Annotated in this window: 8 protein-coding genes; all 8 read right to left on the bottom strand. The window is 38.6% G+C overall.

Annotated features, from left to right (window positions below):
• Window positions 1-501 precede the first annotated feature (501 nt).
• The gene (gene dnaK / locus NEOC95_RS07050; protein ID WP_166157158.1) at window positions 502-2469 is read right to left on the bottom strand and encodes a molecular chaperone DnaK; all 1968 of its coding nucleotides are present in this window, start codon (window positions 2467-2469) and stop codon (window positions 502-504) included.
• Window positions 2470-2608: 139 nt separating this feature from the next.
• Entirely contained in the window at window positions 2609-3211 is a 603-nt protein-coding gene (locus tag NEOC95_RS07045; protein ID WP_213152303.1) for a nucleotide exchange factor GrpE, read from the bottom strand.
• Between the two features lie 14 nt (window positions 3212-3225).
• Complete coding sequence (hrcA, locus tag NEOC95_RS07040) at window positions 3226-4419, bottom strand: heat-inducible transcriptional repressor HrcA (RefSeq protein ID WP_213152302.1); 1194 nt, start codon at window positions 4417-4419, stop codon at window positions 3226-3228.
• A 218-nt stretch (window positions 4420-4637) separates the two neighbouring features.
• Window positions 4638-5411 (bottom strand): hypothetical protein, encoded by a 774-nt coding sequence (locus tag NEOC95_RS07035; protein WP_213152301.1) that lies wholly within the window; start codon window positions 5409-5411, stop codon window positions 4638-4640.
• Between the two features lie 159 nt (window positions 5412-5570).
• Entirely contained in the window at window positions 5571-6938 is a 1368-nt protein-coding gene (locus NEOC95_RS07030; protein WP_213152300.1) for a coiled-coil domain-containing protein, read from the bottom strand.
• Window positions 6939-7225: 287 nt separating this feature from the next.
• Entirely contained in the window at window positions 7226-8929 is a 1704-nt protein-coding gene (locus tag NEOC95_RS07025) for a coiled-coil domain-containing protein (RefSeq protein WP_213152299.1), read from the bottom strand.
• Between the two features lie 359 nt (window positions 8930-9288).
• Window positions 9289-11277 carry a heavy metal translocating P-type ATPase gene (locus NEOC95_RS07020; RefSeq protein WP_213152298.1) on the bottom strand — a complete coding sequence of 663 codons (1989 nt, stop codon included), beginning with the start codon at window positions 11275-11277 and terminating at the stop codon, window positions 9289-9291.
• A gap of 5 nt (window positions 11278-11282) precedes the next feature.
• Window positions 11283-12041, bottom strand: a complete 759-nt coding sequence (locus NEOC95_RS07015; protein ID WP_213152297.1) for a VIT1/CCC1 transporter family protein — start codon at window positions 12039-12041, stop codon at window positions 11283-11285.
• Window positions 12042-12088 lie beyond the last annotated feature (47 nt).

The following is a 12088-nucleotide window of genomic DNA, read 5'->3' as shown; positions in this document are numbered from 1 at the left end:
TTTTTTCTCCTCTTTTCAAAGAAAAAAATATACCTCTAGAATAATTTTTTCAACTCATCTGTGCGTAAGGTGAGTTAATCATGAGCGGTCACAGGGGGACCAGATTTACAAGTCATACTTTATAAAACTAACTTATTCGCTTTTGCTTGTCCGTGCGAGCAGACTGAATGCAGGGCTTATTAGGTTAAGCAGTGTCATCTACAATTTCACTACTTTAGGTTCTGACAGACTCTGTTTATTCTTTTAAAACAACATCAAGCGTGAAAAATTGGAGACATAGGATAAAGATTTTCTATCATGAATAATACGCTTTTAATCTACTCCTTATGCAGTCACGTACTTTATAAAATCCCTTTTGCTAAGCAGAGGGATGTCTTTCAGAAGGTTGGGTAGGTAGACTAAGTTTTTTTAAAGCGTATAATTTCTAAGAGGAGGAAAAGTAGGCTACAGTAAAGAAAAGAAGACAGCGCTTTTTTTCGCTGTCTTCTGAAAGGCCGACATCTATTTTTTATTGTCATCAATAATTTCTATGTCTGCTTCCTCTATCGTCTCTTCTCCATTGCCTTGCTTCTGAGATTCTTGCTGCTCAGCACCAAAGCCAGCTCCTGGGCCACCTGCCGTAGACTGCCCATAGGAAGCATCAGGGCTGCCTGCGTGTCCTGCCTTTGCTATGGCTTCCCCAATATGTTGCATTTGGGTTTCCAGTTCTTGTTTAGCTGTTTTTATACGCTCGATATCCACGCCTTCTAAAGCTTTTTTAATAGCCTCGATTTTGCTTTGGATCGTATCGACAAGATCTTTAGGTAGCTTTTCTTTATACTCTTCGAGTGATTTTGCCGCACGGAATGAGAGGGAATCTGCTTCATTGCGAATTTCCACTTCTTCCTTGCGCTTTTTATCTTCTTCGGCATGAAGTTCAGCATCTTTAAGCATACGTTGAATATCGTCTTCACGTAGCCCTGATTGAGCTTCGATACGAATTTTTTGCTCTTTACCACTCGATATGTCTTTTGCAGAAACATGCAAAATACCATCCGCATCGATGTCAAAAGCTACTTCGATCTGTGGAATACCTCGAGGAGCTGGTGGAATATCACTCAAGTCAAATCGTCCTATTTCTCGGTTATCATTGGCCATCTTACGTTCACCTTGCAGAACACGGATTGTTACGGCAGGTTGATTGTCAGCTGCGGTAGAGAAGATCTGTTTCTTTTGAGTGGGAATAGTAGTGTTTCGCTCCACTAGAGGAGTCATTACGCCGCCCATAGTTTCGATACCAAGCGTTAGAGGGGTAACGTCGAGTAAAAGTACATCTTTTACCTCGCCTGTCAAAACTCCACCTTGGATTGCTGCGCCTACAGCGACCACTTCATCGGGGTTAACACCTTTATTTCCTTCTTTGCCAAAAATGTCTTTCACCACCTCTTGCACAGCAGGCATACGAGTCATTCCCCCTACGAGAATAATTTCGTTAATGTCCTCTTTTTTTAAGCCAGCATCTTTCAAGGCTTTTAGGCAAGGCTCTTTAGTACGCTCGATTAGGTTATGAGCTAAGCTTTCTAGTTTCGAGCGAGTTAAGGTTAAAGACAAGTGTTTAGGCCCAGTAGCATCCATGGTGATGAAGGGCTGATTAATCTCTGTCGATTGGGTGCCAGAGAGTTCAATTTTCGCCTTCTCGGCTGCATCACGTAAGCGCTGCAAAGCCATCTTATCATTATGCAGATCGATGCCATTTTCTTGTTTAAAGGTATCAAGAATCCATTTAAGAATTTCGTTATCAAAGTCATCACCACCCAAGTGAGTGTCACCATTGGTGGCTAGCACTTCGAAAACACCATCTCCTATTTCTAAGATCGAGATATCAAAAGTGCCTCCTCCTAAGTCAAATACCGCGATTTTTTTATCACTCTTTTCTTTATCTAAACCATAAGCTAAGGCAGCGGCGGTAGGTTCAGGGATGATACGTTTAACATCTAAGCCAGCAATACGACCGGCATCTTTCGTGGATTGGCGCTGAGAATCGTTAAAGTAGGCAGGAACTGTAATCACAGCTTCCGTTACTTTTTCTCCCAAATATGCTTCTGCGGTCTCTTTCATCTTAATTAAGATTTGTGCACCCACTTCTTCGGGGCTAACAATCTTATTACCTAATACTTCAAAGACTGCATCTCCATTAGCATTTTTGGTAACTTTATAGGGCACTGTCTTAATCTCAGACACTACTTCATCATATTTACGGCCAATGAAGCGTTTTGAAGATGAAATAGTGTTTTCTGGATTAGTAATAGCTTGGCGTTTTGCAGGAATACCTACAAGGCGCTCATTACCTTTATAAGCTACGATAGAGGGAGTGGTTCTTGTACCTTCAGCATTAGCAATGACTTTAGGAGCTCCACCTTCCATCACTGCTACGCAGGAATTTGTAGTCCCTAAGTCAATGCCTATAATTTTTGATTTTTTTTGAGTCATCTTTAAAACTCCTTATTTGTAATTTGCTATGTGATGGTTTATTTGGCTTAAGGCCTTATGTGAGTGTTATAGCTTTGCTTTCAGAAAAGGCAACACTCACTTAAGCGTTTTCTGTAATCAATTCAACGTTTACTTTCACTTATTCAGTGTTAGAGGAGGATAAATTTTCCTCTATATGCGTCTCAGGACTTGATTTTTTGGCTACTTTTACTCGAGCAGGTCGAATAATCTTGCTACCCATTTTATAACCTTTAGTATTCTCCTCGACGACAGTCCCTTCAGGAAATTCTGTAGTTTCTATCATTTCTACTGCTTCATGGTGATGAGGGTCAAAGGGCATCCCTATCGATTTAAAAGCATGCACATCATTATTAGTGAGGGCTTCTTTAAATTGATTAAGTATCATTTTAAATCCTGTGGCCCAGTTATTTACCTCTTCAGACATTTGATCTGTAAAAGACAAAGCCTTTTCCATATGATCCAGGGGAGTAAGAAAATCTACTATCACGCTTTGAATAGCCATCTGCATCATTTCTTGTCGTTCTTTATTTAAACGTTTTCTTAAATTTTCTGCTTCAGCAATCGAGCGCAAATATTTGTCTTTATAATCGTGTATCTCTCTTTTGAGATGCTCGAGTTCAAGATCGCTAATATGTACTGTTTTTGGCTCTTTTTTAGGCTTTGTTTCCTTTTCTAAAGATGGGGTAGATTCATCTTCATCAGGTATATCTTCAATAGTCATTTTTTGCTCCTCTTTTACGTACCATTGTGTTCAATCAGCATGAGGGAAGATTCACCCAAAAAGCATGGCTTATCCGGTTGGGTACTAATCGTCCCTCTTTGTGGCTGGCGAAATGTGATTTTAAATTTATAAATACTTCGGGTAATAGCCTCGCTAATGTTTTCTGAAAAGTTATGCAATAAGCCAAATAGATGCCGATAGGGCAAGCGTATAGGGCCTAGCAGTCCTATAGCTCCCACACATTGTTTATTGGCATAATAAGGAACGGTAACTACTGAACATTCTTGCGGGCCTGCAGAAAGAAAATCAAGATCCTCGCCTATCCAAAACTTTAAGGTCTCTTTTTTGCTGCATTCTTTTAGCAATAAACGCATGGAAGGAACGTTTTCAAACAAAGAGAGACAGTGGGTAAGCTTTGAGACATCTTGCATTTCGGGATAAGCTAGCAATTTTGAGAAACCGGTGCGATAGATATCTTCATCGGTAAAATTGGAATAGCTAACGACATAGCGTACCATAATTTCATTATAGAATAATTGAGCTAAGTTTTTTTCTTCTTCAGTAAGATTATCGGGTGTGTTGATATCTATCGAGCTAGAGGATTGATGAATACGGTTGAGTCGCCATTGAAAGTATCTTTCCATTCGCTTTAAGGAGAAGGTGCTCATTCGCTTATCAAGAGGCATGATTTCCGTCTGTATCAAGCCAATGCTAGTAAGAATGATACATAAGCAGCGCGTATGATCAATCTCCACAATTTTTATTTGATTGATATAATCTTGATCAAAACGAGGTGCCGATAAAAAGACGGCGCATTTTGCTAGGTGACTTAATGTTTCAGCAGCTTCTTGTAGATAAGAAGCTAGTTCGTGAGTTTCTTTATCTCGAAGTTTTTGAAGTTCATGTTGGTAGGTTTCTGAAGTCTGCTTTGTGGTAGAATGTTCCTGAGCATATAGTCGGAATGCTTGAGTTGTAGGAATACGTCCGCCGGAAGAATGCTGTTGAGAAAGATAACCTTCTTTTTCTAAATTCGAGAAATAATTACGGATGGTAGCTGAGCTTAACTCTTCAAAACGAAATTCTTTAAGAGTATGAGAGCCGATAGGTTTACCAGTTTTAAGGTATAATTCAATCAGCCCCATTAAAACTTGCCGCTCACGGTTATGTTTAGCCGATTTCTTTACGGTAATAAGCTTTAATGCTTTCAAGATGTGCTCCTTCCTTTGTGAACTTATGATAATTTATCAGGTATTTGCGATCAAGCAATTTTTAGCAGTTAATGTTTTTAATTGCTAAATTTTAGAAAGTCTTCTTTTCAAGAGGGGAAAAGTATCAATCCCCCCCTTGGTAAGATACACAAAAGGGGGAGTAACAACTTAAGAGAAGAAGTTTATCTAGAAAGGTTTAAAAAAATTTGCTTTAGCTTCTAAAAATTAGGCTCTTCGCTAAATATTTTTCTTAGATGCCGCGCAGCATCTTTGGAAGGAGTAGGGGGCGTGGAGTGAGGAGAAGAAAAAGGAGTTGATGAAATTTCATCTTCTATTTCCCCCTGTAAAATTTGCTCGCTATTCTCCATATTAAGCTCATCATTATATAATACTCTTAGAATTCGAGCGGCATGGGTGGCAGGGGTAGGAGGAACAAGTGGAGGTTTTCTTGGAGGAGTAGCCAACACTTCATAACTAGTATCCATTCTTATCCGCGGCGTGCTCTCTATAAAGGGAGGAGGAGTAAGTGTAGGCTCACCTTCGCTGCTTATAGAAGGAATGGCTAGAGATTGATTTAATTGCTGAATCTCAATTGCCTTTTCTTGCAACGTAGTTGTTAAGATGTTAACTTCATTTTGCAATTCTAGGTTCCTAGCAGCTAACCGTTCGACCGTCTTGTTTTTTTTATAGACTTCTACTGCCAATAAAGCACATACTCCTGCTGCAGTTGCTATAATTTTTTCAGAGGAAAATGCTATAAATTTTGCTTCAAAGTTATTCAAAATCCTGGGGTCAGTCAAGGTGATCTGCTCCTGCTTAATACATTTAATGGCTAGTAGAACAGTAGCTGCAGTCGCCCCAAATATTATCGTTTTTACTGTAAAGGAATAAAAATTTTTCTTAGGATTTGAAGGCGGTTGAGGCGAAGCGGCTAATGGAATAGCCGCAGAATCATTCTGCGAAACCTGGCTATTAGGTGTAAGGCTTGACATTTTTGCTTTTCCTTTATTTAAAAATGCTTTTTAAGGATATAAGAAACTGTTAAAGAATAAAAATCTATTGCGTAGGAATAAACCATTAAAATTTTTTTGTTTTTTGCCTAAGACAGAGCTCTAAATGCTTAAAAAAGATTGGCTCTATTTTCGTTCGGACTATTTTATTGCATTTACCATCTTATCGATCGCTACTAAAATTTCTTCCTTGCTTGAATTTCTTTCCATCAGGTGATAGATTTTGTTTCGCAGTTTATCAATGAAATTTTGTGTACCTTCTTTAACTTCATGAACATAGGCTTTAGCTTTGCTCCTGACCTCTTCAACCTCATGCTCTTTATCTTGAATAGCAGTTTTTAATGCCTGAAGCTCTTCAGTTAGCTTTTCAATCTTGGCAACATACACTGGATTCTCAACGGATGTATTAGCACTTAGATGCTCTGCCACAGTAGCGGAAGAAGTAAGAGTAGGGGTAACATTTTCATCGCTTGAGGGGTTTTCACTTAATCTTTTTTCTAACTCTTCTTGCCTAGCTTTTAAGCTTTGTATTTCTTCCACTTGATGTTTTGACAATTTCATCGTGTTATCTAAATTTTTTCTTAAAAGCCCAATTTCTTGTTCTTTTTTGGCTAAGCTGTCTTGTGCAATATCAAGTTTTGATTTTGTCTCTTTTAACCTAACTTCAACCGCCCTCTTCTCATAATCGGCTTTAGTGAGCTTCTTCTTCATTTTTTCTATCTCTTTCTGCGTTTCCGAAAGCTTTTTTTCTATCTCTGTTTTCGCTTTCTGAGTGGCATGAAGTTCATTCAGTGCCGTTTGCGCAACCTTGAGATTAGACTCAGAATTTGAAGAATTTTTTACTTCTTCTATTTCCTTTTCTTTGTCAGCAACTATTTTCTTTGCTTCTTCAAGTTGTTGTTGGAGGGCTTGAGTCTCTTCCATTTTAATGCCCATTTTAGCCTTTATCTCATCAATCTGTTGATTAAGCTCACCTATTTGCTCTTCAGCTTTGGCTATAGCCTCTTGCGCATATTGAAGTCTTTCTCTCGATTGGTGAGTTTCTTCGTTGCTAGTTCGAATTTCTACTTTTAGTGCATCTATTTGTTGATTAAGTTGAGCTATTTTTTGTTTAGCAACTTCATCTTCATGATTAATAGGCTGATTTCTTAATTCTTCTATCTGTTGATTTAAAGCATTATTAGCTTGAAACAAAGTTTTAACTTTTTCTGTAAGCCTCTTGACCAGGTTAATTAATGAAAAAGGAACTTTAAGGCTGCTGGCTAGAATGGTAGAGATAAGTGTTCCTGTTAGCGCAGTAGTAGCACAGGCCCCTGCAATTACAGGAGAAGCAAAAATGAAGGCCGCTACGGCTGCTGCGGTAGAAGCTATGATTGCCAGGCTGCCAAAGCAGATAGTAGCTACTCGGCGACCCAGCATATTTCCTGGAGATTCCTTTCTTTGGGTGGAGGGCTCTCCATCTCCTAGGTATAAAGCTTGTAAAGCGTTATTTATTACTTCTTGTGTCATTTTGTTTCTCCTTAGAAAATTCAGCGTAAAATGCCCTTAAGTTTATAAGTGTACTTAGGTTTTTTTACAAGAGGAATATGATTTAGTTAGGGAAGATAACTTTTTAAAAGGAAGCCTATCTATTATTGTTTAAATTTTCTGCTTGCTTTTTATTCTCTAAAAGAACAAAGTATTTGGCTTTATTTTTTTATTTGTCGAAGAATATAATAAGAAAAGCAGCTTGAAGGCAGGTCTTGCTAGATAAAGCAAGACCTTAAAAGAAAGATAAAATGATCAGCCTTTATTGCTTATTTCTTCATAGTGAGAGAAGCAAGACATTGCTCGACAAGAGGGATAATCTTTTTGTTAGTTTTTTTATTTTCTTCTAATTTAGCCTTAAATTTTTCTAAAAGTTCTGCTTGATCTTTAAAGTAAAGCAGCCGTTCATTTTTAAGTTTTTGCGTTTCTTGCTTAAGCTCCTCTAGCTCATTTTCATTGGTAACCAAGGCGTTATTCTGCTTTAATTTCTGCCTTAAATCTTCAATTTCTGATTTAAAAGCTTCATATTTTTTAAATATTAGGTTATTAAAATTGATATCGATCCATTCAATAGCAGAGTCTCTTGCTTCGCTGCTAACTTTACTGCCTAATGCTAGGATATTCTTTTTTAGTACACCTAATATATGGAGCTGCTGATCGATAGAAAAGGTTAAGGCCATATCTTTGGCTTTGAAATACTGTTTCAAATCTTCTTCCATTTCAGGAGTAAAATGTAAAGGAGAAGTTTGGACAGCAGGTTGAGAAGATTTCTCTTGAGCAAATCTTACTTGTTTCTCGCTGGAGGACTTATCGTCAGGATGTTTAAGTTTTTCCTCTTTAATTTTTTCTACCAAGGTAGCATTCAGTTCTTTCAAGTTGATAAATTCATGACTTAATTTTTCATTCTCTTGGCGAAAGCTCTGGATATTCTTTTGGAGCTCTACTATCTGCTTTTCTTTGGTCTCTACGTTGGAGACTTGATTCTGAATTTGCTTTCTCAGCGCTTCTAATTGCGCTTCAAGTGCGGCATTTTTCTGAGCTATTTCTTCAGAGTGCTGTTGAGACTCTAGCATTTTTTTAACCGCTTTTAATTTTTCTTGCAGGTCAAAAACCTCATTTTCTTTTTGTTCTAACAATTTCTGATGCACGCTTTTAAGTTGGTCAAAGTCAGCATTTTTTGCTTTCAAGCTATCTTCTAGCTGTTTTTTTTCTTGAATAAGTTGCTCCAAGGCGGCTTGCAGTTTTACCTTTTCCTTCTCCTGTGCCTCTACTTTAATTTTCTCTTTGCTATTTACTTGCCCCTGGGTAGGAACTGTTTGTTGAGGAATGTTTTTTTGTATTTCTTCTAACTGTTTTTGGACCTTGTCCAATTGTTTGCTTAGTTCCAGGATTTTAGCTTCTTTTGCTTTTATCTGAGTCTCATAATCATCTTTCATTCGTTGCTTCGTGCTTTCTGCCTCTAACAAACTTTTGTTAAGATGCACCAACTTTTCCTTTATATCTTTTACTTCACTTGTATGCTTCCCTAGAATTTTTGCTGGATCCTCTAATTTCTCTTGTGTCAATAGCGATGGTGTTTTACCTTCGCCTGTATGAAGCTCTGCCTCTGCATTGGCCTTTAGCCGATTGAGTTCTTGAAGTTGGTTTTCAAGGCGAGCAACTTGGGTTTTAAGTTCAGTATGCTTTTTTAAATCTTCAGCAGAAAGATTTATACGAGTGGCGGAAATAGTAGCTAAGATTGTTGTCACTAATGTTGTGGCCGCTATAGCAGCTACCAAGTAAGAAGAAAAAACTGCAGCTGCAACAGCTGCGACTGCTGCCACGCTTGCTGTAATTCCTAAAGTGGCGAGTGTAAAAGTCTTGCCTCTGTTCATTGAACCAAACTGAACTGGCATATTTTTTTTATTTGCTAAAGGTTGTCTTTCTATAGCTGGCTCTACAACTCTAGCTTTTGTAATGGTAGGCGCTGACATTTCTTTTCTCCTGGGTAAACGTAAGTTTATTTATAACAACAATTTATAGAATGAGAATGTTTTTTTTACAACATATTTTATTAACATTAAATTAAAAGAATATGTGCCGAGATACGATGCTAAATAGAGGGGAGTAAAAAAATTAGTGAGAGAGGATAAGAAAGAAGGTTAAGAGCTCTTTTCTTTGCTTGTAAGCTTTTAATACAATAATTTTAAGTAAATGAATTAGCTTAAGAAGACATTAAAAACTCCTTTTTTAAGTTATCAAAATTTTTTTAGATTATGATTGCTTATAAAAGAGGAGTTAAATTAGTAAGCTTAGGTGCTAATATCAGGCCGGCTTAGATAGAGGACAAGGTTTAACTTTTTAGAAGACGTAACCCATTTAGTCCTACTATTACAGTGCCTCCTTCATGCATCAATACTGCTAGCCATAAAGGGATGAATCCAGCAATAGAAGGAATAGTAGCAATAAAAATGGCTGCAATAGCTATAAAAAGGTTTTGCTTGACAACTCGCTGAGTTCTTTTTGCCTTAAGAAAAAGCCAATCGAGTCGTTCAATATTATCTTGCAATAGCACAATATCAGCGGCTTCAACAGCTGTAGTCGTTCCTACTTTTCCCATGCAAATGCCTACAGTTGCGCGTGCAAGAGCAGGGGCATCGTTAATGCCATCGCCCACCATTGCCAGGCCTTCTTTTTCCGCTAGTTGTGCTACATGCTTTAGTTTATCTTCCGGTTTCAAATTAGCATAAAAAGAGGAGATACCAAGCTCTTTAGCAATGCGCTCAGCACTATAGGGATGATCACCCGTCAGCATAACTAGTTTTAAGCCCATCTTTTGGCTAAGATTCTTTAAAGTGCTTTGAATGCTAGGTCGTATTGTATCGAGAAAGCGGAATAATACTAAGTGCTTACCAGCTAGAAGAGGGGAGACAAGTTCACCCTGATTTTGCAATTCCTCACATTTATCTAATAAATTTTTAGCCTGAGTAGGGTTTAATTTTCCTGCAATAAATTCAGGGTGTCCAATGCGAACGGAAACCTCTCCCTCGGGTAGAATAACGGTTCCTTCAAGGCCACTGCCTGGGATAGCTTTAAAATTTTTAAGCTCGAGGGGTAAAGTTTTAGTGTGATGAGAGTAGTCTAAGATAGCTTTGGCTATAGGATGTACGGCATTTTTTTCTAGAGCAAAAGCGATGCTAAGAGCTGTAGCTTTATCAATTCCTTGATCCAAGCTTTCTATAGCTGCGCAGGTAAGCTCTCCTGTGGTTAAAGTACCTGTTTTATCGAAGGCTATCTTATTACAAGAAGCTAAGGCATCTAAAATGACTCCTCCTTTTAGCAAAATGCCGCGCTTTGCACAAGCTCCTACGGCACTTAAATAAGCAATAGGCATAGCTATAATTAAAGCGCAGGGCGAAGCGGCTATCAAAAAAGCTAGGGCTCTATAGACAGATCCTTCCATTCCTAAAAAAGGGATAGAAAGTAGGTATGGCAAAATGAGTACGAAAAAGGCGGATAAACAAATGATAGAAATAGCATAGCGGCGGCTAAACTTATCAAACCAGCGTTGAAGTTTGGGTTTAGTATCCTGCGCTTGAGTGACCAATTGAATGATTTTGGCTAAGGTCGAGTCTGAGCTAGTTCTTAGCACTTGCAAAACAAGAGCTCCATCTAAGTTAGTGGCCCCAGCCGGTACTTCATTTCCAACCTTTTTCGTCACAGGAAAATTTTCGCCTGTCAGATGGACAAGGTTTACGCTTGAAATGCCCTCAATCACTAAGCCGTCTAAAGGTACCACTTGACCCGATTTAACTAGAATAGTTTCGCCTACCTGGATTTCATTGATAGCTCTCTCTAGGAGAGTCCCATCTGCCTGAACTATACTAGCTTTGGTAGGAGAGAGTTTATGCAAAGCGCTGATAGCGCTTTTAGCTTTTTCTGTGACCGCTTGCTCCATAGCACCTGATAGAGCAAAAAGAACAAGCAGTAGCCCTCCTTCCATTTCGCTTCCAATTAAAACGGAAGAAAAAGCCGCTAACGTCATCAAAATATCAATATTAATGTCTAAATTAGCTAGATCTTCAAAAGATTCGATTAAGGCAGGAATGCCTGCTAGGAAATAAACTATGACTAGTAATAATGTCGATAGGGAATGAGTAACCTTAAACCAGGAAAATGCAAAAGAAATAGCCAGTAAAACAGTAGCTGCTATTGAAGCCTTTAAAGTAAGATTGACTCCCCATTGACGACTTGTGGGCTTGATGAAAGGGCTTGAAGTTTCAGGAGAATCTAATTCAAAAAATTCTCCAAAAGAAGGTGTATGAGTCTTGCTAGCATGCATAATAATTAGCCTTGTCTAAAAAAAAATTCATGGAAAAAATAGACCCAGGCATAAGCTAAAATGGCGAGCCCTCCATTCCAGATAACAGCAGGAATCATGCGATTCTGCTCATAATAAGCGGAGAGCGCTGAAGCCCCAGCTATCGTTCCTAAAGAACCTATGACTAAACCTTGAAATCCTGGTGCTACTAACTGGCAGGTGAGAACCATAGCAGCAGCCGCAATTGCTCCTAAGCCAGCACCGCAAGCCTGTTTTAAAGGGTGCTCGTGAGACTCAAGTTTAAGGCCTAGCTCTTCTTCTACCATTACCCTAAGAAGGCGATCTCCATCAGCCATTAAAACCTCCACTATATGATCTAACATTTTGCCTTCAAAGCCTTTGTTGGCATATAGATCTTTAAGCTCCATTTTTTCTTGCTCACGATTGTGATCAATTTCCCACTTCTCTTGCTTAACAAGACGATGTAATCTTTCTAGACGTGACCAGCCAAGCCAGGCACTGCGTCCAAACTTCCATAGCGTCCATCCCGTAGAAAAGATAATCAGGGCCAAAGTGAGAGAGAGGAGGGGTATTTTAAATGAAAGAATAATACAACTCATCAGAAGCAAGACTACTGCTGTTTCACGGGCCGCATCGGCAGCAGCAGAAAAATGGCCAGGGATTTCAGTTCCATGCACTTCCACCGTTGAGAATTTTCCTTCGGCTAGTTTTTCGGCCACATGCTCAATAGGAGCTTTATGAGTAAAATGGGTGTTTTCTGTCATTAATTTTTCTTTCCGTTATCTTTGTTAATCTTTCGCATTCTAACATG

The organism is Neochlamydia sp. AcF95 (genome assembly GCF_018342455.1).
In the GTDB taxonomy this organism is placed as follows: Bacteria; Chlamydiota; Chlamydiia; order Chlamydiales; family Parachlamydiaceae; genus Neochlamydia.
This window is presented reverse-complemented; position numbering and strand designations above follow the sequence as displayed.

Coding starts and splice junctions, on each gene's coding strand:
- dnaK (WP_166157158.1), bottom strand. CDS start 2,469: ATGACTCAAAAAAAATCAAAAATTATAGGCATTGACTTAGGGACTACA.
- NEOC95_RS07045 (WP_213152303.1), bottom strand. CDS start 3,211: ATGACTATTGAAGATATACCTGATGAAGATGAATCTACCCCATCTTTA.
- NEOC95_RS07035 (WP_213152301.1), bottom strand. CDS start 5,411: ATGTCAAGCCTTACACCTAATAGCCAGGTTTCGCAGAATGATTCTGCG.
- NEOC95_RS07030 (WP_213152300.1), bottom strand. CDS start 6,938: ATGACACAAGAAGTAATAAATAACGCTTTACAAGCTTTATACCTAGGA.
- NEOC95_RS07025 (WP_213152299.1), bottom strand. CDS start 8,929: ATGTCAGCGCCTACCATTACAAAAGCTAGAGTTGTAGAGCCAGCTATA.
- NEOC95_RS07020 (WP_213152298.1), bottom strand. CDS start 11,277: ATGCATGCTAGCAAGACTCATACACCTTCTTTTGGAGAATTTTTTGAA.
- NEOC95_RS07015 (WP_213152297.1), bottom strand. CDS start 12,041: ATGACAGAAAACACCCATTTTACTCATAAAGCTCCTATTGAGCATGTG.